The following is a 23,879-nucleotide window of genomic DNA, read 5'->3' as shown; positions in this document are numbered from 1 at the left end:
TCTTAATGCTTTTAGTTTCATAAACGAGTCATCTTCCATAAGCCATCGTATCATTAAGAGCAGCTCAGGTTGCTCTTTTTTATTTGAAAGCGTTCACAAACGGGAGGTTGGACAGATGAAGAAATGGTGGATGATCCCGGTGGTCGCCGTGACAGCGATTGCCGTGACCGCATGCAGCGGCGGATCCAATCCTTTTGCCGAGGGAAAAGATGCTTCCGGTTATCCTGAACGTCCGCTGACGATGGTGGCTCCTTCCGGTGCCGGGGGCGGATGGGACTTGACTGCCCGCTCCATCACCAAAGCCCTGGTCGCTGAGAAGCTGGTGGACCAAACCATCACCGTGGAAAACAAACCGGGGGGCGGCGGAGCGGTATTCATGGCGGAATACGCCACAAAGTACAAAAAAGATCCCTATCACTTTTTCGTCAATTCACCGCCGATCTTGATCAACAACCTGAAAAAGGAAGGAAACAGCCCTTACGGTTACCGGGATACCACTCCCCTGGCCCAATTGACTAAAGATTACGGAGCACTGGTCGTTCGGAAAGACTCCAAGTACAAAGATCTGTCCTCTCTGATCCGGGATTTGGAGAAGAATCCGAAAGGCGTCACCATCGCCGGCGGCTCCGCTCCAGGGTCCATGGATCATGTGGTCGCCGTATTGCCCGCTTATGAGTCCGGGCTGGATCCCAAAAAGCTGAAGTACGTATCCTACGACGGCGGCGGGGAAGCGATCGCCGCACTGCTCGGCGGCAACGCTGATGTGATCGCCACAGACGCCTCCAGCATCGGGGAGTATAAAAAAGCGAGAAAAGTCCGGGTGTTGGGAGTGACAGCACCCAAACGTCTTTCAGGTGAGCTGAAAGACGTCCCCACCCTCAAAGAAGAAGGAATCGATGCGGATTTCACGATTTGGCGCGGAGTTTTCGGTCCGAAAGAGATGTCTCCCGAAGCCCTGCAATATTGGGAAGAGAGACTGAAAAAGCTCTCGACCAGCAAGGCATGGCAAAAGGAACTAAAAGCAAATGATTGGCAAGGTGATTACAAGAACAGTAAGGAATTCACCGCCTTCCTGAAAGAACAGGAAAAACAGATCTCCGAAATTTTGGACAAAATGGGCATGGCCAAATGAATCACTGGGAGGAGAAGGCCCCCTTCTCCTCATTCCCTTCATCAATCCCTCTCAGAGGTGGTGCACAGATGAGCAAGACCTTCGATCGCTATGCCAGTCTGGTATTTATGGCACTGGGAGTCGCCTTTCTCGTCGGAAGCCTGCAGATTGCCTCCGCCACCTACGGTGCCGAAGTGGGACCGGATATTTTCCCGATGGCCCTCGGCGCGGTCATGATCTTGTTGAGCATCCGTCTCTTCTACGGGACCTTCCGCTCATCACAAACCGAAGAAACAGAGAAGTCCCCCCTTCACTTGAAACGCTTTTTCATTCTGCTGGCGGCATCCGTTCTGTATGTGATTTGTCTTGAAATCATCGGATATCTCCTCGCCACCTTTCTCTTCCTCGTGATCGGCTTTCAAGGGATGCAAAAGGGGAAATGGCTGACAACCCTGCTGGTGGCGGCCGGCTTCTCCGGTGGAATCTATTATCTGTTTGTCGAAGTGATGAAAGGCACACTGCCCGGCTTCCCCACTTGGTTGGGAGGCTGAAAAAAGGGGGGCATCCCATGGAATCATTGGAATATTTGATGAAAGGCTTTCAGATCGCACTGCAATGGCAAAATATTCTCTTCGCCTTTATCGGTGTTTTCATCGGAACCTGTGTCGGAACACTTCCCGGGATCGGACCCATCAGCGGTGTCGCCCTCTTGATTCCCGTCACGGCCACCATGACTGGCGGAATGCCTCCCGAACAGGCGGCGGCCAGCTCCATCATCCTGCTGGCAGGAATTTATTACGGGGCGATGTACGGCGGTTCCACTACCTCGATCCTGTTGAATACTCCCGGAGATTCAGCGGCGGTAGTCACCACCTTGGACGGCTATCAAATGGCGAAACAGGGACGTGCCGGACAAGCTTTGGCCATCTCCGCCATCGCCTCCTTTTCCGCCGGGATCATCTCCCTGATCGGCATGGTGCTATTGTCGGAGCCCTTATCCAACCTGGCACTCCACTTTGGACCGGCGGAGTATTTCTCCTTGATGCTCCTCGGATTGTGTGCCGTCAGCGGCCTGGCCGGCAAATCCATGACCAAAGCATTGCTGATGACAGTGTTCGGTTTGTTGATCGGAACCATCGGAGTGGACAATGTCTCCGGCATCTCCCGCTTCACCTTTGACTATCCCCCGCTCTATCAAGGGGTGGAGTTTCTGACAGTGGCAGTGGGATTGTTCGCCCTGGGAGAAGTGTTTAAAACGATTTTGGAGCGAAAAGATGCGGAAGGCAAAGTAGCGGAGGTGGGAACGATCCTCCCCACCCGTCAACAACTGAAACAGAGTGCCGCCCCCATCGGGCGGGGATCGGTTCTCGGCTTTTTAGTCGGGGTCCTGCCCGGTGCCGGTGCCACCTTGGCCACTTTTTTCGCCTATATCATGGAACGAAAACTGCATAAAGACCCGGATCGGTTCGGCAAGGGAGCTGTCGAAGGGGTGGCAGGCCCTGAAGCCGCCAACAACGGAGCCTCCGGTGGCGCCATGATCCCCATGCTGACTTTGGGCATTCCCGGCTCCGGCACCACGGCGGTCCTGTTGGGAGCTTTGGTGATGTACAATATCCAGCCCGGTCCCCTTCTCTTTGAAGAACACCCGACGGTGGCCTGGGGACTGATCGCCAGTATGTTTATCGGAAACCTGTTCCTCCTGATCCTCAACCTCCCCTTGATCCGCATGTTCACCAAGATTGTGGACACACCAATCAAGTATCTGATCCCTTGTATTATCGCCATCTCCATTTTCGGTGTCTATGCCGTCCAGGTGAGCACCTTTGATCTCTTTCTGTTGATCGGTTTCGGTCTGTTGGGATATCTGTTGGCCCGCCACGATTATCCCCTGGCACCGGTGGTGCTGGGAGTGGTCTTGGGTCCCATGATCGAAAACAACATGCGCCGGGCCTTGACCGGCTCCAACGGCGACTGGCTGATCTTCCTGCAAAAACCGATCTCCCTCACCTTTCTGATCGCATCCTTACTGCTACTGGTGGTCCCCCTCCTGCTGCAAATGCGCAAGCCGAAACAGAATGCGACGGAAGCGATGTAAAGCATAGAAGAATGAATGAAATTCAATAATTTCAGCGTGAAGACGAGAGTATCTCCCTCTTTAAAGCACCCATCGGGTGCTTTTCTGTGGTTCTGGATACAAACTGAAAAACATTTCATGAATGTTTTAAGTACGGAGATATATCTTCTGTTTTTGTGATAAACTCCAGTGTGAGCTTTTGCCAGCCAACACTGTTTCACAACGCTTCTAGGGAGAACTTTAGGGTAACACGATCTGCCTCTCCTGGAACGTTTCATAAGGAGGATTTAAATGGATAAAAAAATAGATTTATCCTTTAAAGATATCGAAAAAAAGCTGGGGATAACTAAAAAAGAGGTGGCTGTCGATGAAAATTATTCATTATCTATATGGTATGAAGATGTCCGATCAACACAAATTTCCAGGATGTCTGTGTTTGACCTGGCTAGATGCTTAAGACAAAACATATATATTGAATATATTCTTCCGGAAGTTCTTAGTCGGCTCTGGGAAAATCCGATGTTGGGTCATATGACATCGGGTGAGTTAATGAATTTGCTGTCGAGGATTGACAAAAACTTTTGGCGCAAAAATGATAGATTGCGAATTCAAACAGAAAGGCTAGTTCATGCAATTCTTCATAAAGAAATTGTATCTCCCGATTACCAATTGGAAGATTGGATTGTCGAAGAATTTTTTTCTGATGTTCGGAAGTTGAAAGCAAAATTACAATCGTAGAAATATGGGTCTCGCGATCTCCCTCACCTTTCTGATCGCATCCTTACTGCTACTGGTGGTCCCCCTCCTGCTGCAGATGCGCAAGCCGAAACAGAATGCGCAGAATCGGTGTAAAAAAGAGCGAAACAAATCTCCCGACCCTGTCAAGAGGGGATCGGGAGATTAATAGTGACGAGAAGGAATCAATTCAGGGTTACTGCTCCACCTATAGGTCCGAAAGAACATGTAGTACCCCGACTTCAGCCCACTGATGATCCAATGTTCTTTTTCTGTGTCATCAGTGTTTTTAGGCCTTTATACCGACTGTACCGGCATTTCAACATGAGTCGGTAACATGCCCCGATTTCAAAGCCCATTGCAATCCTACCGGACTTGTCCACATTCATATCAAACTGAAGGTAACGCCTGATTTCTATTCCACCCACCACCTGCGTCGGTTTTCTTGGTATAACCTTACCGTAAGAGGCCCGATAATCTGCACGGTTTTGCGATAACTCAAAACTCCTACTCAAAAGACGTTCCCACAGCCTTCGTTCCAAGGGAATGGAAGGGTTAATTTCGCGCTTCTCCTCTCCCTGAAGTTGAATCTCATCAGAAGCAACCGGCTGAAAGGCTCCAATCAGATGTCCGGCGGAAGCGATCGCCTACCCCGGATGATTTCTTCTCAGTTTCCGTACAATGGTAGCAGTCTCTGCCTCCACTTCGGCTTCACCCAAATTTTTAAGAGGAACCGTATACCAATGAAAGGGGATCTCTTCCACCCGGGTATCCAACAGCCATTCTGAGAAGAAGTAGCTGCTCATCTCTTTCGTATTCACTCCTCCATACTTTTTAAATATCTTTGGACGCCTTGTTCAGCAAGTACCATGCTGGCTTCCGTTGGGTTGCCCGGCCGCCTTTGGGGGTAAAGCGGAAGTAGATCTTGCGTTCTTTGAGGGGGAACAGTACCTTGTTCAGTTCCCAGCCTCCCACCACCCACAGGGTTCCTCCGGCCGCCCGTTTGTCGATCCATTCCAGGCCCTGCTCCTGCAGGTATCTGGTGAGGGAAAAGGAGGAGGAATCCGTGACCGTCTTCGGTTCAGCGGTTTGGACCGCCGTAGCCGTTGCCGGCTCCCGGTGTCTGTTCAACATCGATTCCATACTGTCCAATTTCTCATTCAACGCCCGGCTGATCACCCGCTCGATCTCTGCCGTGTCCACCCCTCTGTTCACCGGGGGGTGGCGGTAGGGGGGTGCCTGGAAGTCGGCGCTCCCATACACTTCCGTCCACCAGACCGCCAGCTGGTACAGATGGCGGTGGGCCCTCAGGGATTCCTCCACTGTGCCGTATCCGCTCTGGTGGGCGGCTTTGTTTCCTTCCAGCCGGAGCTGCTCCATCGCATCGAAGATCGGCTCGGTGATAATCCCTTCCCGCTTCAACGCCCGGGTTCGCTCGGCCAGGTTTTCATAGACATCGACGACTCCTTCCTCTTTCAGCAACCAACCCACGATCCCTTCCAGCCATTTGCGGCTTCGGATGAGAGCGGAGGGCGGATCGTGGTAGACCATCCGCTCCACATCCCCCGCTTCCCTGGCCGCTGCCGGTTGCCATCTGTCCAAAAAGGCAAAAAGAGGTTGTTCCTTCATACGATCGATGCCACTCCCCTCGGTTAACGTGTTTCCGATTCACTGAGACACATCAGATGGGCCTGCTTCATGACAGTTTCGATGGCGTCCTTCTGTTGATCCGGCGGGTAGCCGTATTTTCTCAGCAGTTTCTTAATGTTGACCCGCATCTTGGCCTGGACACTCTCGCGCAGGTTCCAGTCGATGCTCATGTCGTTTTTGATGGCCCGGGTCAGATCCCGTGCGATCTGTTTCAGGAGGTCGTCCTCCATCATTTCCTTGGCGGAGCCATTGCTGGCCAAGGCATCATAGAAGGCCACTTCTTCCTTGGACAAGCCCAAGTCTTCCCCCCGGCGGTGGGCTTGGTTCATCTGTTTGGCCAACTCGATCATCTCCACGATCACCTGGGCCGTCTCAATCGCCCGGTTCTGGTATTTGATGATCGCTTGCTCCAGCATCTCGGAGAATTTTTTGGCCTGAACCATGTTGTCCCGTTGCACCGCACGGACTTTCCCTTTGAGCAGGCGGCGGAGCAACTCGACCGCCAAGTTTTTCTGTTCCAATCCTTTGACCTCTTCCAAAAATTCATCGGACAGAATGGCAATATTCGGCTTGTTCAGTCCGACGGAGCCCAACACGTCGACCACGCCTTCGGAGATGACGGATTTGGACACGAGCTGGTTGATCTCCGCATCCAATTGGGAAGCCGATTTGCGCCGGCTGTCAGCGGGGATCAGCTTGACGATGCCGGATTTGATCGCTTTGAAAAAGGCGATCTCCCGGTTGATCCGCTCCGCCTGTTCTGTCGTGGAGCAGAGGGCATAAGCTTTGGAAAGTTCCGTCACCCACTGCATAAACCTCTTCTTCCCCTCTTCTCCCAAACCGAGGACGTAATCCAACCCTTGGGTGATGCTCCGCATCCGTTCCGACGGTCCACCTTCCAGGAACAGACGGTAATCGAAGCCATGGAGAAGATCCCGAATCAGGTCGTACTTCTCCAACAACACCTCCACCGCTTGCTCTGTATCGATACCGGTGGTGCGGCGATCGCTTTCGGTATATTGAGTGAGAGCGGTCTTGAGGGAATCGGCAATCCCGATATAATCCACCACCAGCCCGCCGGGTTTGTCCCGGAACACCCGGTTGACCCGGGCGATGGCTTGCATCAGGTTATGCCCCCGCATCGGTTTATCCACATACAGGGTGTGCATACAGGGGGCATCGAAACCGGTCAGCCACATATCGACCACGATCACCATGGCGAGGGGGTCCTCCGGATCCTTCATCCTTTTGGCCAACAGTTCCCGCTCTTTTTTGGTGGTGTGGTGGGGGCGCATCTTCTCCTCGTCGTCCGCCGCCCCGCCGGTGAAGATCACTTTGATCTTCCCGTGCTCCAGATCGTCGCTGTGCCAATCCGGACGCAGCTGAATGATTTTATCATAGAGATCGACGGCGATGCGGCGGGACATGGTAACCACCATCCCTTTGCCGGTAATGGCTTGCTGCCGCTCCTCAAAGTGATGGATGATGTCTTGCGCCACCTGCTGCACCCGCTTTTCCGAACCGACCAGGGTCTCCAACCGGGACCACTTGGATTTCAGTTTCTCCCGTTGCTCCGCTTCCTGGTACTCAGTGATCTCCTCGTACTCCTCATCCAAGCGGGGCTTCTCCGCCTCAGACAGCTCCAGCCTGGCGATACGGCTCTCATAGTAGATCTTCACTGTGGTCCCGTCTTCCACCGCCCGGGTCATATCGTAGATATCGATATAGTCACCGAAGACCGCCGGAGTGTTCTTGTCCGCCAGTTCCACCGGGGTTCCGGTAAAGCCGATGAAAGAGGCGTTGGGCAAGGCATCCCGCATGTATTTGGCGTGGCCGTACTTCACCTGGGCCTGATCCTTCTTCTTCACTACCCGGGCCTTCAATCCGTATTGACTGCGGTGGGCCTCATCGGCGATGACGACCACATTCCTGCGATGGGTGACCGCGCCCAGGGGCTCCCCTTTTTTGTCCGGGGCGAATTTGTGAATGGTGGTGAAGATGATGCCCCCGGACTCCCGGTCCAGCAGATCCCGCAAATTCTCCCGGCTGTCCGCCTGTACGGGCGCCTCCCGGAGCAGCTGTTGCGAGCGGCTGAAGGTGCCGAAGAGCTGATCATCCAGGTCGTTGCGGTCGGTGAGAATCACCAGGGTGGGATTGTTCAGCTCCTGCATCAGCTTGCCGGCATAAAAAACCATGGACAAGCTTTTCCCCGAGCCCTGGGTGTGCCAGATTACCCCGATCTTGCGATCCCCCTTCTCCTCCGTCGCCCGCAGGGTGCTCTCCACCGCCTTGTTGGCGGCGTGGTACTGATGGTATCCTGCCAGGATCTTGGAGGTGTGGCGGCCATCGGTCTGGAACAGGAGGAAGTGACGCAGGAGATCCAACAGCCGGGGTGGATACAGCATTCCCTTGATCAGCACTTCCATCTGGGGAATGCTGTCGGGGGCCACCTCGACACCGTCCATGGTGCGCCACCACATGTAACGGTCCTCATCCGCCGTCAGCGTCCCCACCCGGGCGTTGGTTCCGTCGCTGATGACGGAGAAGGCGTGGGTGGTGAACAGATCGGGAGCCCAGGCTTTGTAGTTTTGGATCTGGTTGTAGGCGTGGGTGAGCTCTTTCTCCTCATCCAGAGCGCTCTTCAATTCAAACAGCACCAGGGGCATTCCGTTGACAAAGAGAATCACATCAGTGCGGACGGGCTTATGGCCGTATCCCTTCCACACCCGGAACTGGTTGACCGCCAGCCAGTTGTTGCGCTCCGGCCGGGCATAATCCAACAGCCACACCTTGTCCGTCTTGATACTGCCGTCCTCCCGCCGCAGCTGCACATCCACCCCCTCGGTCATCATACGGTGGAAGGCGAGGTTGTTCTCCAACAGATCCATCCCCTGGGGGATCTTCACCTTGCGCACCGCTTCCTCAATTCCCTCGGGGGGGATATGGGGGTTGATCCCGGTCAGCGCCTCCCGCAACCGCTCCTCCAGGATCACCTCCCCGTAATCCCCCCGCTCGGGATACTCCCCCTCCGGAGAGATCTCCGGCCCGTAAGCCCGCTCAAACCCCAACTCCTCCAGCCACTCCATCACCGCCGGCTCATCCAGCTTCGGTTCCGTCAGATCGATCATGGGATGCCTCCTTCTCTTCGATGGGTACGCGAATCTCCCCGGACATCAGCTTGGGCAGCAGGGTGTCGCGGAGGGATTGCAGGGTTTGGGTCTCAATTAGAAGTCCTTCATATTTTTCAATCAAAGGCTTGATTAGACGATTAATCTCTGTGTATATCTCATCATTAGGTATCAAGACCTTGGAGTCATTTAGGTCTTTTCGTTTTATGTGTCCCATGGTCGTTGCCTTATCTAAAGCAATTCTCCTAAACCGTTCCAGATGTTTCTGTATCCAGAAATAGAAAAACCACTTCTCATATCGATTTGATGTAACCTTAAATAGATGCTGATTTAAAGCACCTTTGCCCCCACACCATATCTTACATTCCAAGGTTCCTGACCATGAAAAAACTACATCACCATTGTTCACGATATATTGATCTTGAATTTTAGTACTTACTTTTCCACTATTCTGATCTGTAAACCCCTGGCGCAACTCCTTGATTTTAATTACAGGTAAATACTCTCTCCCTTCAGGAGGGAATTTTTGCATTGCAATTCCATTCAAAAAACTGGCTATTTGGTCAAGACTAACAACCTCCCACCCCTTCGGAATCAACCCCAGCTCACTTTCCACAAACTCCCCGTCCCGGAAGGGTTCGAAGTCGACGAACCAGGATTGGAACAGAGCCTGGGCCATGGCCTCCAGCGTTTGGCTGATCCGGTGGTTGAGTTCGATTTTGTCATCCAAGGCAGAGAGGATAGCGGCGATTTGTTTTTGTTCTTGGAGAGGGGGAAGAACTACATCCAACATATTAAAGGTATTTTTCGTGATAGTATCAAAAACTGAACCATGGGTTTTTTGTTGCAAGTCCTTAATCTGATGTTTTAAAAGATAATAAACGAAGTCATTTGTTGTGACTTTTTTCGCTTTTAATCCATAGCAAGATTGGTTAAAAGACATCGGTCGGCCAAGTTGGGTCAATTCCCCAACCGTTCCTCTAGCAGAAATTACAATATCACCTTTATCCAAAAGTTTTGCAGAGCTATTTTCCAATCCCTGCTTAGTTATGGTTTTCTCGGATTGAACAACAGTTCTAAAATCATTATTAAAGTCCTTTACTGATAACCATGGAATATCGCCGTTCCAATATTCCTTCATTGATGTTTTGGGGGTTCCTCCGCCAATAATCTCCACTATCTCTGAAAGCTTATAATTCTCCCATCCCTCAACACCCATCCCCCATCACTCCTTCTCTAAGATGTCATCTGCGCTTCCTGTCTTTCCGTTTCCCGTTCCTTCCTCCTCCAATATTTCTCCATCAGCTTCTCCGGCCGGTGACGGGTGAGGTGGCGGAGGAGGAAGTCCCGGTGGCCGAAGCGGAGGAGCATATGGAGCACTCTTTTGTTCAGTCGCTGTTCCCCCGACCCCGTCGGGGATCCATGAATCCTATCCATCGGTCTCCGTCCCGCCCCATCGGCAACCCCTCCTGAAAGTATGGTTTAAAAGTCAAAGCCGATTTTTTTCAGATTGCGGCGGATCTCTTCTTCCAGATGTTGCGACTTGGCGAATTGGTCCGCCAACTCCCCGGTGAGGCGGGTCATCTTCTCTGCAAAAGGTTCGCCGTCCTCCGTGGTGTCTTCGATGCCCACATAGCGACCAGGGGTGAGGATGTATTCATGATTTCGCACTTCCTCCAGGGTGGCCGCCTTGCAGAATCCTTTCACATCCTTGTACTCCCCGGCTTCCCGTTGTCCCCGCCAAGCGTGGTAAGTGTTGGCCACCTGGCGGATGTCCTCCTCGCTGAATTCTTTGTGGATGCGGCTCACCATGTGGCCCAGTTTGCGGGCATCGATAAAGAGGATCTCCCCCCGCCGGTCCCGATGACCCCGGGCCGCCTTGTTCTTGGTGAGGAACCAGAGGCAGACGGGGATCTGGGTGGAATAGAAGAGCTGTCCCGGCAGGGTGACGATGGCGTCCACCAGATCGTTTTCAATCAAACCCTTGCGGATGGCGGCCTCGGAGGTCTGGTTGGTGGACATGGAGCCGTTGGCCAGGACAAAACCGGCGACGCCGCTGGGGGCCAGTTTGGAGACCATGTGCTGGATCCAAGCGTAGTTGGCGTTTCCCACCGGGGGTGTGCCGAATTTCCAGCGCTTGTCCTCGGTCAGCCGTTCCCCGCCCCAGTCGCTGACGTTGAAGGGAGGATTGGCCAGGATGTAGTCGGCGCGCAGGTGCTGGTGCAGATCCTCGTGAAAGGTGTCCGCCGGCTTGCTCCCCAGGTTGCCGTCGATCCCCCGGATGGCCAGGTTCATCTTGCACAGGCGCCAAGTGGTGGGGTTGGACTCCTGGCCGTAGACGGCCACATCCCCGATCTTCCCCTGATGGGCGCGGATAAAAGATTCACTCTGGACAAACATGCCCCCGGAACCGCAACAGGGGTCGTAGATCCGCCCTTTGTAGGGTTCGATCATTTCCACGAGCAGCTTGACCACCGTGCGGGGGGTGTAAAACTGGCCGCCGTTTTTCCCCTCGGCGCTGGCAAAGCGGCTGAGGAAATACTCATAAACCCGTCCCAGCACGTCCTTGGACTGGCTCTCCCTGTCCCCCACCTTGAAGGAGAAGAGGTCGATAATCTCCCCCAGCCGGGTTTTGTCCAGATCGGGACGGGCATAATCCTTGGGCAATACATTTTTGAGCGAAGGGTTATCCTTTTCAATGGCCACCATGGCATCGTCGATGATGCGGCCGATCTCCGGCTTTTTGGCGTTATCACGGATGTGTTGCCAGCGGGCTTCCCTGGAAACCCAAAAAATATTGTTGGCCAGATACTCATCGGGATCTTCCGGATCGGCCCACTCATCCCGGGAGAGCCGTTCATATTCCTCTTCAAAGGCATCGGATATGTATTTTAAGAACAACAACCCCAAGACGACGTGCTTGTATTCGGCGGCGTCCATGTTGTTGCGCAGTTTATCCGCCATTTCCCACAGTTTTTGTTCAAATCCCAGGTTGGCACCGTTGGTGGTTGACATGATGTTCCCCTCTCAATCGTACAATTGTTGTTCAATGGCTGTTCGCTTGTTTTTCCAGCGTTCCTCCGCCTGACGGATCGTCTCCCGAAGATACTCCCACTCCCGCCGGTATTCCTCGACCAACCGCTGTTGCTTCTGCGGATCCGGCCAAGGGATTTCCAGCTCGCCGATATCACCTGGGTTGATATTCATCACCGTTCCCCCCCGTTGAAAGCTTTTAACCAGAGCTGTTCCGACAGGGCTTTCCAGAAAGATTCTGACCCAAGTGCTGTCCACCCCCTCCTTAAACCGCATGACGATGATATTGGCAGAAGCGATCACAGTGCGGGGCAAGCGGTCGATGACAGCAAATTTGTTGACCGTTCCCCGGCAAGTCATAACCAGATCCCCCGGCTCCAGCTCGTAGCGACGGACCTTGCGCCGCTCTTCGGCGATGGTGTCCAGCCCATCCCAGAGGACTTCCCCTTCTTCCAGATTGGAAATGTTGAGGACAGCGATCTCTCCGGGGCGAATATCTTTTTTCATAATCGATTTGCCCCGGAAGATCTCCGCCACTTCCTTCAATTTGATCTTGGGGATATCAGAAGCTTGATATCGGGCCAGTTCAGCCTGGCTGTCTGCAAGGTAAAGATCGACGCGCCAATCTTTCCGATCGGCAAATCTGGCGGGTGTGAGGCTTTGCTCCATCTCCGGGGACAGGTTTCCGTCTTTCCATCCCAGACGGCCGAGGATCACTTGGGATACCGGTTGCTTGGACAAGGTGATCCAATAAGCCCGGATCCCGGTCCAGGGGCGCAGGCTGCCCTCGGGCAAAGCTTCGATTCGTCCCACTTGAAAGGCCTTGCTCAGTACCCGGCGCAGTCTGGCCAGACCGGCACCGCCAAAGGTCAGTTTGGCCGGTGCAATCAGGTGGAGGATTCCCTGCTCCGTCAGATGACGGACCAGATTTTCCGCGGCGATCCCTTCTGTTTCGTTGGTCCAAAACTGATCATGGGTCTCGGCGGGGCCCAGCCGCCCCCCGAAGTCGGGCACGGAAAAGATACCATCATACAAAGGCAGATCCATCGGCTTGTAGATGGATTGAAACCGGATCCGGACATGGGCTTCCCCTACAAAGGCCAGTTCCAGGAGCTTGTGCATGATCCAGCGCTCCGTCGTCAACGTGATTAAGCGATCCCGGTTGCTCTCGACAAAGGCTTTCAGCCAAGGCAAAAACTTCTCCGCTTCGGTGATCAGAAGGGAGCGAGGGGGTATCGCTTCATCCCGGATGCGATTCGCAAAGGTGGAAAACAGCATCTCCGGCAACAACAGTGTGTGTCTCCGATCGGCCCGGACCAATTCCGTGACGGAGTCGATCACATCCAGATCTTTTAACAGATGGTACCACTGAAAAAACAGATCCCGGTCCCCGGGAAAATGGCCCAGTTTCCCTTCCACCTGCTCTTTCATCACTTTGAACAGCCTGTCGGGGTCCCCTTCAGTATCCATGACTGAATCCGGGGACTCCTGAAGGGCTCGATCCGTCCACCAGACCCGAAGTGCCTCCATTAAGTGCGCTTCCGGTCTGTCCAAGCCCCGCTCATTCATCGTTGTTAAGAAGCGTTGGAGAGGCTGACGCATCCGGTCACCCCCCTTTCTCTCGGAAACCATTTCCAACTCGCATAAATAGTATAGGATAACGATTTTGATATTTCAATACTAAAATCAGAATCGGAGAATACAGTTTTTCTACAGGAAAGAGATTCAAAGGGAGAAAAAGCCGTCTTTCTCTCCATGGGGAATCCACCTGCCATGAGTGTCATATGTCGGATTGGGAGTTTATTGCCTGTGGGCAGATGCTTATACCCCATAAAACTTCCGAAATCCAGCTATAGCTGGATTTTTTCTTTTTCACAACCAAAGTCCTATTGGTCAGGAAAGTAAAGATGAAATATAATCCAGTTGACGAACTCTTCCAAAAAAGGAGCGTGGTTGATTGGATTTTTTACGTTTGCTCCTTCGAAAGGTAAGAAGTAGAAGGGGTTCCCCCACCGTTGAATATGTGTTTGTGATGGTGGCCGCCGCGATGTTGGCGGGAATTGTGGTCGGAATTGCAAAAAGTGAGCCCGTGCAGGCATCCCTACGACAAGTCATTCTTTGCTCTGTTCCCTTCCTTTACGATGAAAACGGAGAACCTTCCTGTAAGGCCGGGAAGTACATGGCCAAAGAAGACCCGGAGCCGGAACCTCCAGCGAAAGAACCAAATCCTCTTCAATTGGTCACAAAGCCTGATTTTGAATCCACACCTCCGGTAAAGCCGGTGAAAAGCGATCCACCTTGGTATGAATGTGCACTAAGCTGGGACTGCATCAAGAAAAAAGGGGGAGAGCTTCTTTCCGGCCCCAGTGAAGAAAAGAAAAAGCAGTTGCGTGAAGAACGTATAAAAAGGCTTCTTCAGGAAGCACGTAAACATTGTGGAAACGATCAGGAATGCATTGCAAACTATGTCGGGAAGCGGATTGCGTATGATCAGATGGGAAAACACCCTCAATTCAAAGGTTTGATTGGCTTTTCCAAGCTGATTGGAGCCATCACCGGGGTCGATCCGTTTTTTGAGTTAGTCAGTTTTGGAATGGATCATCCCGAATTTACCATCGGTTTAGCCGCAACCATCATTGCTCTCTTTGCCTCCCCTCCCCTTGGGGGAACGATGCTGGTCAGCGGAGCCATTTCCGGCGGAGTTTCGTGGCTTCAGGGAAACGATCCGACCACGATCCTACGAGATGCGGGGATCGGTGGATTTGCGGGAGTCTTCGGTTATGGTGTGTTCGCCGGTGTCTCCCGATATGTGGGAGCCCGATTGGCCCAATCCACGCTCAGTCCATTCATACAGAAGTGGTTACCCAAGATCATCGGCGGCGGCAGTGGTGGAGTAGCGGATCAATCGGCGTTTGACTGGTTGAGAGACCGCAAATTCGATTGGAAAAGTGCCACCATTGCCGGCATGATCGGCATGCTGATCCCCTATGCCGGAGCGGTCATCGACGGCTCCCCCGCCCTGGGCAAACAACTGCAACAAATGATCCCCAGTGTCTCCGGCGACGGCACACTGGCCATGCCGTGGGTGAAGAAAAACGGGCAGGAAGCGGCGGAGGGGTATAACAAGGCCAGTGATAAGGGTGGTGGGGGAAATCAAAGGAATCTAGGGAAACCTGCTTCTTTTGATGAAGTAGCTGAGGCGAGAAAAAAATTTGGACTTCCCCCTCGAAGTGGCGATGACGACCCATACACTGTAGCAATTGTAAGAGGAGATGGGCATGAATTTGTATCAAAAAATGCTCATGGGAATGATAAGAAAATTTCCAAGCAACTCTACATGAATGCAGTTTCTCCGACTCATGCTGAGGCTGATGCTATGTATAGTCTCTATTTAAAAAGAAAAACTGAGGGTGTTATCGGAGGAAAAGCTGTAATTACCGTAGATAAAAAGCCTTGTGGATTTTGTAAGGGAGCACTTGTAAATATGGTTGAACAATCAAGATTAGATGAGTTACAAGTAATTTATATAGAGAACGGTAAAAAGGTGACACAGATTTTCCGCCCTAAAAAAGGTTTCGAAAGGCTTCCGTGGAGCATTACAAGAGACAAATACAAGGCAATGAAAGAAGCATCCAGGAAAGGAAGAGGTAAAAAATGAGTCAATGGGTTTTAACCCCCGAGCATTTGTCGCCGATCAAAGATCCTGATTGGAAAGTGATTGAGGAATATTTGATACAGTTAGACGGGGAGAAACGATCCGTCGTCACTTTAAAAAGAAAGGCCAAGGGAGAATTGATTGTAGGCGGAGGTAATTTGATAGAAAATGAAGCTTTGTATCATGTAGGCTACTCTTATATTGTAGATGATGAGCTTGAGAGGGAAGAAGAGGAAGAGGGAATTGAGCCAGTTTATGATGGGGACAGGATCTTTCACCTAATAGACCCATCTAAATCTGACACCAAAGAATTCTTGATTAAGATATCTCAGCTGTCGAATTTGCCCGAAAATATGTGTGTTAATAAACAGATAATGCTTGATGCAGTAAAGTATTTCTACAAATACGAAAAGCTTCACCCCAAGTTAAATTGGATTGAAGCATCGTAATTCCCGATTGTTAACCTTTGTCAAATTCAACGCCCAGAATAGCTGGGCGTTTTGGTTTCCTTGACGTCCCAGCGTAAAGGATCAGGACATCAGAATGAAGGTTTGGCGGGAGAAAGTCTTGAGGGTGATATGATTTTGGAGGTGCCAGTGCAGAAAAAACCTGTTCCCAGAAATGTTCGGGAATATGCTACCGACCATGATATCATCATCAGAGATGAGAAGGGTAAAGTCTATAACCCGGAGGTTTTGAAATGAAGGTAGAGTTTTACAAAAAGTGGATGATCAGCTTGGGAAAGCCCAGGCATCCATTGACTCGAGAAGAAGCCAAAAAGCTGCACGACGAACGGGAATTGTATGTGGTTGTGTTTAAAGAGGAGGAAACGCCGAAGTTTGTAGTACAGATGCAGTTCAGAACATGGTATTGTACCGTTCTTCATCTCAATGAGAATAGAAGGGAAAAGATTGTAGAAACCTACGCCGAAATGTACGACATGTACGACAAAACAGGTGTTGGCATTCCAAAAGGGATCGAGAACCAGATCTTTCTCAGGAATCGAAAAGAAAAATACTACGATAAGGAAGGCTGGATATCGTTCCTCTTCGAAACGAGCGGAAAGTATACAAAGGTGTATCACAGTTGGTCGGGAGGAGTGTATCAGGAAGCTGATCAAGGCATCGAACATGTTGACAAGCTGATCAAAGACAAACCCGAATTCGGCGATTATCGGGCTCTGTTGCCGGAAAGAAGTTTTCCCCCGGGATGATTACAGTCACCCCTTCGTTTGGAGGGGTGTTTGCCGCGAATGTATATAGCCTCCCTCAGTCCAACAATAAAGTAAACTCGTATTCTAAACCTTTTTTTATTCAACCCAACAATCGGTTTCCAACAATCGTAAGATGGGATAGAATATTGGTATGGTTCAACCTGTTTGGAGAGGTGAGATGGATTTGAATACGCTGGAGCTTCAAGATATCGGCGAAATTGTTCGAAAGGTGCGAAAGGAGAGGGGGTTGCGGCTGGAGGATCTGGCGGATGAGAACATCTCCCCCGCCACGATCAGCAACGTGGAACGGGGCGTTCCCCACGTCGGCCAAGAGAAGGCACTCTATCTGATCAACAAGTTGGGAATTGAGCTGAGTGAGGTCCCCAAATTGTTGCATGGACAACAACGGGAATTGAAACAATTGCAAAAGACCTTGTTCCAAATTGAATGTCTGGGTGATCAGGGGAACTCACGGGAGGCTTTGAAAAAGCTGGACAAGCTGGATCTCGAAAATTCACACCCCTATTCGGCTTACTATTATTACATAAAAGGGAAATGCCACAGTCGCCTTAAAAACTCTGCCAAGGCCGAACGGGCCTTGTTCAATGCCATCCGCCTGGCGAGCCAAACTGATACCAACATCGAAGCATCCGCATTCGCAGAATTAAGCCTTGTAGCCTACTATCAGAATGATCTGGAGACCGCTCTGAAATATGTCAACAGTGGGATGGATGCCTTTGTGGACAACGGAAACCGCTCCCACTCCATCCATGTCCTGAAGCGGAACAAGGCCATCTATCTGGAACGACTGGGCCGGCTGGGAGAGGCGATCGGCGTCGTCCATGAAGTATGGGACTCCCTCCCGGAGATGGAACAAGTGGAGACCAAGTTGTCCTTTTATTGGCTGCGCGCCGAGTTGGCCCGACGAACCGGTGTTTATGATGAGGCGATCAAGTATGCGGAAGCCGGATTGGAGTTGGCCCGATTTAATTACCAATACTCGTCGATGTTTGATCTCTGGACCGTCTTGGCGGGAGTCCATATGGAGTTGAAAGAATGGGAGCAGGCCGAAGGTTGCTTTGAAATGGCTCTCAGTTTGAAAGAGAAAGTGATCGGGGGAGAAAAAGACAGATTCATCACCGCTTACGCCCGCCTGGGAATTCTGTACATGAAACAAAACCGCAAGGAAGAAGCCCATAAAATGTTGAGTGAAGCGATCCTTCTCGGTCAGAAATTGAATGACCTCCCACGTTTAACTTACGCACTACAATTGATGGGAGACTTTTACCGTAAGCAAAACAAAACACAAAATGCGATCACTTATTATCAACAAGGATTGGAGATTGCCCGAAAGCATCAATTGAAAAAGAGAGAATACGAAGCGCTTCTACATCTGGCGCAGTGTTTCGAAAATGTCGATGAGCAGGAATTTACGAGGTTGACGCAAAATATGTATAAAGTACTCATTGATTTAAAGAATAAAGGGAGTGAATCCAAATGGATAAGTGGATCCGAAAAAGCTTGATCTTTACCATTCCTGTATTACTCGTCTTCGCAATCACAACCACCTCCACTCCGACAAACTCTTTACAAGCCTCAACGATCACCACCAAAAGCAGCAATCCCGGCACTACATGATCACTACTTCTTCATCTTCGAAACCAGACAGGGTCCGTCCCGGTCTGGTTTTTGTAATGACTTCATTCCACCACTGTATCGGTTTCCAACAACCGTTGGATAGGATAGAATAGCGTTAAACAGGCTACAAACATCAATCCAATCAACGAAGGTGGGATTCCTGTTGAGAACCCTGGGAGTTCATGACATTGGCGAAATTATTCGAAAGGTGCGAAAGGAGAGGGGATTGCGGCTGGAGGATCTGGCAGATGAGAACATCTCCCCCGCCACGATCAGCAACGTAGAACGGGGTGTTCCCCATGTCGGCCGCGAAAAGGCGCTCTATCTGATCAAAAAGCTGGAGATCGATCTCGACCGGGTGCCTGAAATGTTGCAGGGACAGCAATTGGAACAGGAACGGTTGGAAAAAGCGCTGTTCCGGGCAGAATGTCTGCAGGATCTGGGCGATCCGCGCCTGGCCCTGAAAAAGCTGTCCAAGCTGGAAATCCAAAATTCCCATCCCTTTGCCGCCTATTATTACTACATACTCGGAAGATGTCATAGAAGTCTCAGACACTGGGCCAAAGCGGAGCGAGCCCTATTTAACGCTGTTCGTCTCGGAGATGAGTCCGACACAAACATCACCTCAGCCGCTTATACGGAATTGAGCCTCTTAAGTTACTATCAGAATGATTTGGAAACAGCCCTGAAATATATCACCAACGGGATCAACGCATTCAAGAATAATGGGGATCGTCCACAGTTCATCTATCTCATGAAACGAAACAAAGCCATCTATCTGGAGAGATTGGGGCGGTTGGGAGAAGCGATTAACATCGTCCACGAAGTTTGGGACTCCCTCGGGGAGATGGAACAAATCGAGACCAAGCTGTCCTTCTATTGGTTGCGGGCGGAGCTCTCCCAGCGCACCGGTGCTTACCAGGAAGCGATTCAATATGCGGAAGCCGGACTGGAATTGGCGCGCTTTAATTACCAGCACTCCCATATGTTCGATCTGTGGGTGGTGTTGGCCGAAGTATATATGAAGCAAGAGGATTGGGAACAGGCGGAGGAGTGTTTTGATTTGGCACTCACTCTGCGGGGAAAGATCAGCAGTTCGGACAGGAACAAGTTTGTTACCGCCTATTCTCGCCTGGGACTTCTCTACATGAAATTGAATCGACAGGAAGAAGCTGCTGCGATGCTGGAGAAAGCAATCCGTCTCGGGGAAAGTTATGACGATGTCCCCCGTCTCACTTCCGCATTGCAGTTGATGGGAGATTTTTATCTGCAACAAAACAAAAGAGAAGAAGCTACTGTTTACTATCGTCGAGAACTGGAGATGGCCCAGAAACATCATTTAAAAAAAAGGGAGTATCAGGCCCTGCTTCGCTTGGCGCAGTGTTATGAAAATGTGGATGAGCAGGAATTTGGGAGATTGACGCGAAATTTGTATAAAGTACAGCTAGAATTGACATCTGAGGAGGGCGCAGTTGGTGAAGAAGTGGAGTAAAAGAATTCTTATCGCCATCATCCCTATATTATTTTTTATTTCGATGGCTGCATGGACCATTTCAGAAACCGACTCCATTCCTGCTGAAACACTGGCCAGCAGTAATCCAGGGAGCGGATAATCAATGAAAAACTGTCAGACTGTAACCGGGCGGGGGATCCACCCCGCCCGGTTGTTTGTGTCCGAAACTCCTTTGGGCAGCTGATAGTCATTCCTGAAGTATACTCTCAATCTCCCTTTCCAATTGCTCCGGTTTGGTCGCAGGGGCAAAGCGCCGGACCACCCGGCCCTCACGGTTGATCAGGAACTTCGTGAAGTTCCATTTGATCGCCTGGCCGAAAATACCCGGTGCTTCCCGGCTCAGATATTGAAAAAGAGGATGAGCGTTGGGACCTTTCACCTTCGTTTTGCTGAACATGGGGAAGGTGACCCCGTATCGGACCTGACAAAACTCCAGGATCTCATCCTCAGAGCCGGGCTCCTGGCCACCGAACTGGTTACAGGGAAAGCCGAGAATCTCCAATCCCCGTTCATGGTACTTGTCATAGAGTTGCTGAAGTTCCCGGTATTGAGGAGTAAAACCGCACTTGCTGGCAGTGTTGACAATCAGCAGGACGAAACCGGCAAACTCGGACAGGGATTGCTCTTCCCCGGTGATCCTGCGGGCAGCAAAATCATGAACACTCAAAACAACACCTCCCATGATCTGGATCCTCATTTGGTCAAGCTATCATCCAATTGACGATGACCACAAATTGGCGATAAACATACTCCAAACAAAGGTAACAAATGAGACCTGCCCTGGTTGAAATCGGCCAATCGTGAGAAGCAACGGGGAAAGGCTGGTCAAAAAACGTTCATCGCCAACCAACCGATACTCTGTTGGTGAAATATTTCACCAGGCCAAAACGGCACAACAGACTGTCCGGAATATTTGGTATAATGCCTTCATTCACTGTTTCCAATCACGAATCCCGTATTTTTTCATTTTCTGATAAAACCCGGACCGGCTGATCCCTAACATGCGGATGGCTTGTTCCCGATCCCCACGGTAGGCTTGGAGGGCCCGCAGGATGGCGTTTTTCTCTGCCTCCTCCACTGTCTCTTTCAGTGTGGAGAAGCCCTCTTCCCGTCTCTTCCCCACCAAGTGGAGGGGGAGATGTTCCCGGCGGATCCGGTCTCCCTCTGTCATGTGGAGGGATCGTTCGAGGACGTTTTTCAACTCCCGCACATTTCCCGGCCACTCAAAGCCGAGCAAGGCATCCATCGCATCCGGCTCCACTCCCTCCACACGGATCCCCACCTCATGGGCCAATACTTCCAGAAAATGCTCCACCAACACAGGAATGTCCGACCGCCGTTCCCGCAGAGGGGGAATGATCAAGGCGACCACATGGAGCCGATAGTATAGATCTTCCCGGAACCGGTTTTCCCGGACCATTCGCTCCAGATCCCGGTTGCTGGCCGCAATGATCCTAACATCCACCTTGACCGGATGAACCGCCCCCACCGGCTCCACCTCCCTCTCCTGCAACACCCGCAGCAGTTTGGCTTGCATGGTTAGAGGAAGTTCGCCGATCTCATCCAGAAAGATGGTTCCCCGGTGAGCCATTTCAAACTTTCCCTTCTGGCCTCCTTTGACCGCCCCGGTAAATGCCCCTTCTGCATAGCCAAACAGCACCGACTCAATCAGGGTCTCGGGGATGGCGGCACAGTTCACTTTGATAAAAGGACCGGCACTTCTGCGACTCAGCCGGTGAATCGAATGGGCAAACAACTCCTTTCCCGTTCCGCTTTCCCCCCCGATAAACACTGTGGAATCGCTGGGGGCCACTCGTCGGGCCATCGCCTTGACCTCTTTCAGTTTGGGACTGTCGCCGATAATATCCTCCAATCCATAGCGGACTCCCAGATGTTTGATCAGCTCTCCCTTATAGTAATCCAGCTCCTTCTGAAGTTGAAGCACCCTAGCGGATAAGGCATGCAATTCCCGCACATCCTGGAATAGGACCTTTCCCACCACCGCCACCACTCTTCCCTCTTTGAGGATGGGGATGCGGTGGACCACCATGTTTCCTTCCCGAATCTTCTGCACCTGGGCCAGTTCCGCTTCCCCCGTTTTGGCCACAATATGCATCCGGGTGTTTTCAATCACTTCCGTCACATGACGTCCGATCGCATCCTCCGCCTCCACTTTCAAAAACCGGGCGTAGGTCTCATTCAACATTCGGATGTATCCCCGGGGATCAGTCAACACAATTCCTTCGTACGCGCTTTCAAAGGCGGCCTCAATCATTTCTTTGGTAGCCTTGCACTCCTCATAGGTGTGGAGCAACTCTTCGTAATCACAAAACTCCGCATCCATCCCTTCCACCTCCCCCTTTTCCAAGTGAATGGATCAGAAACCGTCAGAACACCGAATAGTCTCTCTTCTATTAAGTATAATATTTTCAAAGAAATCCGTCACTTCCTGATGGAGTCGGTTCCGATAAATAAAACAGACCTTCGCAAAGCGAAGGATTTACGATAGGATAGAAAATGGAATTATCATTTTAGGAGAAAAAGAGATGAATCAACTAAACCCCACCCGGCGCAATATTATCACCGGAGCGCTGATGGCGGCCACATTTAGCGCCGCCGTGGAAGTAACTATCGTCAATGCCGCGATGCCGACGGTAGTGGGAGCCCTCGGCGGAATCTCCCTATACAGCTGGGTGTTTTCCGCTTTTATGTTGGCCAATACGTTGACCGTTCCCCTCTATGGGAAACTGGCGGATCTATACGGCCGCAAAAAGGTGTTTATCACTGCGGTATTGCTGTTTGTCATCGGCTCCGCCCTGTGCGGCTTTTCCCAGTCCATGGGACAGCTCGTCTTCTTCCGGGCGATTCAAGGCATGGGAGCAGGCGGGGTGCTGCCAGTCACCCTCACGATCGTGGGGGATATCTTCCCCTTTGAACTGCGGGCTCGTGCCCAGGGATGGTTTTCCTCAATGTGGGGATTGGCAGCGATTGTGGGTCCCTTCATCGGGGGATGGACAGTGGAGTATCTCTCCTGGCACTGGATCTTTTGGTTCAATCTTCCCTTGGGAATTCTGATCGTACTCACCATCGCCATTTTCCTCAAAGAACAGATCCACGAAGGGGAAAAGAGCATCGACTACGGTGGTGCCGTCCTGTTCAGCCTGGCGGTGTTGGGAATCCTGGCCTTCACCCAGCTCATCGGCAACAATGAAGCAGGGCATCCGCTTCCCTGGGCACTTCTGGTCAGCGGAGTAGTTTTGCTGGTCTTCTTTTATCGTTGGGAACAGCGAGTGAAAGATCCCTTTGTCCCACTCGCTCTGTTTCGCAACCCGATCATCGCCTCCAGCAACCTGTCCGCCTTTTTGACGGGGATGGGCATGTTTGGGGCCATCAACTTTGTGCCTTTGTTCGTCCAGGGAATCCTCGGGAAATCCCCCACCTTGGCCGGACTGGCGATCACTCCCCAAGTGTTGGGTTGGAGTGCTTGTTCGGTGGTAGCGGGCCGTTGGCTGTTAAAGCAAGGGTACCGGCCTCCGATTGTTACCGGGACCGTGTTGATCTCCCTTTCAGCACTCAGTTTCATCCTGATGAATGCCGACACACCTTACGTGTTCATATTGGTGAGCATGTTCGTCCTGGGATGTGGGCTGGGTCTGTCCATGACCACTTACATTGTGGCTGTGCAAAATGCTGTCAGCAGCAACGAGCGGGGTTCCGCCACCTCCTCCCAGATGTTTTCCCGCTCCATGGGGGGTGCCTGCGGCGTCACTCTGATGGGGGCGATCCTGAGCTTTCGGTTAAAGGATGAGATCACTGCTTATATCACCGCCCACAAGGATGAACTGAGCAGAAAAACCATCCAGCAACTGGAACAGGCCCAAGGGGTGACCCAGCCGGAGGGGCTGGCCACCCTGCCGGAGGAAGTGGCCCAACGGGTAAGCACCTTCTTGGCCCAATCCTTGGACACTGTATTCCTGACAGCCGCTCTGTTCAGCATCGCCGCTCTGGTCGTGGCATGGCTCCTGGTACCCAAAGGGAGTGCATCCTCCCTGTCAGCCAAGGAGTGAGACGACCACAGACCTCCCTTCATGTTGAAGGGAGGTCTGTGGTTCCGGATAAGTAGCGGTTG

General features: G+C 51.7%; 20 protein-coding genes and 1 pseudogene. 12 read left to right on the top strand and 9 right to left on the bottom strand.

Features of this window, described 5'->3' with window-relative positions; genetic code table 11:
- Positions 1-115 precede the first annotated feature (115 nt).
- The 4 genes from IEV46_RS11715 to IEV46_RS11700 all read left to right on the top strand — a co-directional run bounded on the left by IEV46_RS11715 (position 116) and on the right by IEV46_RS11700 (position 3,923).
- Positions 116-1,132: a tripartite tricarboxylate transporter substrate binding protein gene (locus IEV46_RS11715; RefSeq protein WP_188432743.1), complete on the top strand. Its 1,017-nt coding sequence runs from the start codon at positions 116-118 to the stop codon at positions 1,130-1,132.
- Between the two features lie 68 nt (positions 1,133-1,200).
- The gene (locus IEV46_RS11710) at positions 1,201-1,662 is read left to right on the top strand and encodes a tripartite tricarboxylate transporter TctB family protein (protein WP_188432742.1); all 462 of its coding nucleotides are present in this window, start codon (positions 1,201-1,203) and stop codon (positions 1,660-1,662) included.
- 17 nt (positions 1,663-1,679) lie between these two features.
- Positions 1,680-3,206, top strand: a complete 1,527-nt coding sequence (locus tag IEV46_RS11705; RefSeq protein ID WP_188432741.1) for a tripartite tricarboxylate transporter permease — start codon at positions 1,680-1,682, stop codon at positions 3,204-3,206.
- Positions 3,207-3,476: 270 nt separating this feature from the next.
- Positions 3,477-3,923, top strand: a complete 447-nt coding sequence (locus IEV46_RS11700; RefSeq protein ID WP_188432740.1) for a contact-dependent growth inhibition system immunity protein — start codon at positions 3,477-3,479, stop codon at positions 3,921-3,923.
- 644 nt (positions 3,924-4,567) lie between these two features.
- Here IEV46_RS11700 and IEV46_RS11695 read toward each other — a convergent pair.
- Genes IEV46_RS11695 through IEV46_RS11665 form a run of 7 tightly spaced genes read right to left on the bottom strand, consistent with a single transcriptional unit; the run spans position 4,568 to position 13,333 of the window.
- Positions 4,568-4,726 carry a hypothetical protein gene (locus tag IEV46_RS11695; protein WP_188432739.1) on the bottom strand — a complete coding sequence of 53 codons (159 nt, stop codon included), beginning with the start codon at positions 4,724-4,726 and terminating at the stop codon, positions 4,568-4,570.
- Between the two features lie 28 nt (positions 4,727-4,754).
- The gene (locus IEV46_RS11690) at positions 4,755-5,549 is read right to left on the bottom strand and encodes a DUF4145 domain-containing protein (protein WP_188432738.1); all 795 of its coding nucleotides are present in this window, start codon (positions 5,547-5,549) and stop codon (positions 4,755-4,757) included.
- A gap of 23 nt (positions 5,550-5,572) precedes the next feature.
- Positions 5,573-8,698: a type I restriction endonuclease subunit R gene (locus IEV46_RS11685; RefSeq protein WP_188432737.1), complete on the bottom strand. Its 3,126-nt coding sequence runs from the start codon at positions 8,696-8,698 to the stop codon at positions 5,573-5,575.
- Positions 8,667-9,917 carry a restriction endonuclease subunit S gene (locus tag IEV46_RS11680; protein WP_188432736.1) on the bottom strand — a complete coding sequence of 417 codons (1,251 nt, stop codon included), beginning with the start codon at positions 9,915-9,917 and terminating at the stop codon, positions 8,667-8,669. The genes IEV46_RS11685 and IEV46_RS11680 overlap by 32 nt, the downstream gene beginning before the upstream one ends.
- Positions 9,918-9,934: 17 nt before the next feature.
- Positions 9,935-10,135: a hypothetical protein gene (locus IEV46_RS11675; RefSeq protein WP_188432735.1), complete on the bottom strand. Its 201-nt coding sequence runs from the start codon at positions 10,133-10,135 to the stop codon at positions 9,935-9,937.
- A gap of 45 nt (positions 10,136-10,180) precedes the next feature.
- On the bottom strand, positions 10,181-11,713 hold the full coding sequence (locus IEV46_RS11670; protein WP_188432734.1) for a class I SAM-dependent DNA methyltransferase: 1,533 nt from the start codon (positions 11,711-11,713) through the stop codon (positions 10,181-10,183).
- A 12-nt stretch (positions 11,714-11,725) separates the two neighbouring features.
- Positions 11,726-13,333, bottom strand: coding sequence for a restriction endonuclease subunit S (locus IEV46_RS11665; protein WP_188432733.1), 1,608 nt, complete (start codon positions 13,331-13,333; stop codon positions 11,726-11,728).
- A 355-nt stretch (positions 13,334-13,688) separates the two neighbouring features.
- Between IEV46_RS11665 and IEV46_RS18675 the strand changes: the two are divergent.
- The 7 genes and pseudogenes from IEV46_RS18675 to IEV46_RS11635 all read left to right on the top strand — a co-directional run.
- A pseudogene (locus IEV46_RS18675) lies at positions 13,689-13,835 on the top strand (DUF4244 domain-containing protein); the annotation flags it as partial.
- A 75-nt stretch (positions 13,836-13,910) separates the two neighbouring features.
- The gene (locus IEV46_RS18785; RefSeq protein WP_229736068.1) at positions 13,911-15,389 is read left to right on the top strand and encodes a hypothetical protein; all 1,479 of its coding nucleotides are present in this window, start codon (positions 13,911-13,913) and stop codon (positions 15,387-15,389) included.
- Complete coding sequence (locus IEV46_RS11655; protein WP_188432731.1) at positions 15,386-15,835, top strand: hypothetical protein; 450 nt, start codon at positions 15,386-15,388, stop codon at positions 15,833-15,835. The genes IEV46_RS18785 and IEV46_RS11655 overlap by 4 nt, the downstream gene beginning before the upstream one ends.
- Positions 15,836-16,086: 251 nt before the next feature.
- Positions 16,087-16,599: a hypothetical protein gene (locus IEV46_RS11650; RefSeq protein ID WP_188432730.1), complete on the top strand. Its 513-nt coding sequence runs from the start codon at positions 16,087-16,089 to the stop codon at positions 16,597-16,599.
- Between the two features lie 178 nt (positions 16,600-16,777).
- Positions 16,778-18,124, top strand: coding sequence for a helix-turn-helix transcriptional regulator (locus IEV46_RS11645; RefSeq protein WP_229736067.1), 1,347 nt, complete (start codon positions 16,778-16,780; stop codon positions 18,122-18,124).
- Between the two features lie 276 nt (positions 18,125-18,400).
- Entirely contained in the window at positions 18,401-19,729 is a 1,329-nt protein-coding gene (locus tag IEV46_RS11640) for a helix-turn-helix domain-containing protein (protein ID WP_229736066.1), read from the top strand.
- On the top strand, positions 19,713-19,850 hold the full coding sequence (locus tag IEV46_RS11635; RefSeq protein ID WP_188432728.1) for a hypothetical protein: 138 nt from the start codon (positions 19,713-19,715) through the stop codon (positions 19,848-19,850). The genes IEV46_RS11640 and IEV46_RS11635 overlap by 17 nt, the downstream gene beginning before the upstream one ends.
- 87 nt (positions 19,851-19,937) lie before the next feature.
- On the opposite strand, the gene IEV46_RS11630 is transcribed toward IEV46_RS11635, so the two are convergent.
- Positions 19,938-20,417 carry a glutathione peroxidase gene (locus tag IEV46_RS11630; protein WP_188432727.1) on the bottom strand — a complete coding sequence of 160 codons (480 nt, stop codon included), beginning with the start codon at positions 20,415-20,417 and terminating at the stop codon, positions 19,938-19,940.
- A 264-nt stretch (positions 20,418-20,681) separates the two neighbouring features.
- Positions 20,682-22,094 (bottom strand): sigma-54 interaction domain-containing protein, encoded by a 1,413-nt coding sequence (locus IEV46_RS11625; protein ID WP_229736065.1) that lies wholly within the window; start codon positions 22,092-22,094, stop codon positions 20,682-20,684.
- Positions 22,095-22,296: 202 nt separating this feature from the next.
- On the opposite strand from IEV46_RS11625, the gene IEV46_RS11620 reads away from it, so the two are divergent.
- Positions 22,297-23,817, top strand: a complete 1,521-nt coding sequence (locus IEV46_RS11620) for an MDR family MFS transporter (RefSeq protein WP_188432726.1) — start codon at positions 22,297-22,299, stop codon at positions 23,815-23,817.
- Positions 23,818-23,879: the final 62 nt, after the last annotated feature.

Origin of the sequence: Kroppenstedtia guangzhouensis (assembly GCF_014637345.1) — a bacterium.
GTDB classification, from domain to species: Bacteria; Bacillota; Bacilli; order Thermoactinomycetales; family DSM-45169; genus Kroppenstedtia; species Kroppenstedtia guangzhouensis.
This window is presented reverse-complemented; position numbering and strand designations above follow the sequence as displayed.

Excerpts from the sequence above, each read along its gene's own strand:
- IEV46_RS11705 (WP_188432741.1), top strand. The coding sequence starts at position 1,680 with ATGGAATCATTGGAATATTTGATGAAAGGCTTTCAGATCGCACTGCAA.
- IEV46_RS11710 (WP_188432742.1), top strand. The coding sequence starts at position 1,201 with ATGAGCAAGACCTTCGATCGCTATGCCAGTCTGGTATTTATGGCACTG.
- IEV46_RS11685 (WP_188432737.1), bottom strand. The coding sequence starts at position 8,698 with ATGATCGATCTGACGGAACCGAAGCTGGATGAGCCGGCGGTGATGGAG.
- IEV46_RS11650 (WP_188432730.1), top strand. The coding sequence starts at position 16,087 with ATGAAGGTAGAGTTTTACAAAAAGTGGATGATCAGCTTGGGAAAGCCC.
- IEV46_RS11690 (WP_188432738.1), bottom strand. The coding sequence starts at position 5,549 with ATGAAGGAACAACCTCTTTTTGCCTTTTTGGACAGATGGCAACCGGCA.
- IEV46_RS11625 (WP_229736065.1), bottom strand. The coding sequence starts at position 22,094 with ATGGATGCGGAGTTTTGTGATTACGAAGAGTTGCTCCACACCTATGAG.
- IEV46_RS11695 (WP_188432739.1), bottom strand. The coding sequence starts at position 4,726 with ATGAGCAGCTACTTCTTCTCAGAATGGCTGTTGGATACCCGGGTGGAA.
- IEV46_RS11645 (WP_229736067.1), top strand. The coding sequence starts at position 16,778 with ATGGATTTGAATACGCTGGAGCTTCAAGATATCGGCGAAATTGTTCGA.
- IEV46_RS11680 (WP_188432736.1), bottom strand. The coding sequence starts at position 9,917 with ATGGGTGTTGAGGGATGGGAGAATTATAAGCTTTCAGAGATAGTGGAG.
- IEV46_RS11665 (WP_188432733.1), bottom strand. The coding sequence starts at position 13,333 with ATGCGTCAGCCTCTCCAACGCTTCTTAACAACGATGAATGAGCGGGGC.
- IEV46_RS11700 (WP_188432740.1), top strand. The coding sequence starts at position 3,477 with ATGGATAAAAAAATAGATTTATCCTTTAAAGATATCGAAAAAAAGCTG.
- IEV46_RS11655 (WP_188432731.1), top strand. The coding sequence starts at position 15,386 with ATGAGTCAATGGGTTTTAACCCCCGAGCATTTGTCGCCGATCAAAGAT.
- IEV46_RS11675 (WP_188432735.1), bottom strand. The coding sequence starts at position 10,135 with ATGGATAGGATTCATGGATCCCCGACGGGGTCGGGGGAACAGCGACTG.
- IEV46_RS11715 (WP_188432743.1), top strand. The coding sequence starts at position 116 with ATGAAGAAATGGTGGATGATCCCGGTGGTCGCCGTGACAGCGATTGCC.
- IEV46_RS11620 (WP_188432726.1), top strand. The coding sequence starts at position 22,297 with ATGAATCAACTAAACCCCACCCGGCGCAATATTATCACCGGAGCGCTG.
- IEV46_RS11670 (WP_188432734.1), bottom strand. The coding sequence starts at position 11,713 with ATGTCAACCACCAACGGTGCCAACCTGGGATTTGAACAAAAACTGTGG.
- IEV46_RS18785 (WP_229736068.1), top strand. The coding sequence starts at position 13,911 with ATGGCCAAAGAAGACCCGGAGCCGGAACCTCCAGCGAAAGAACCAAAT.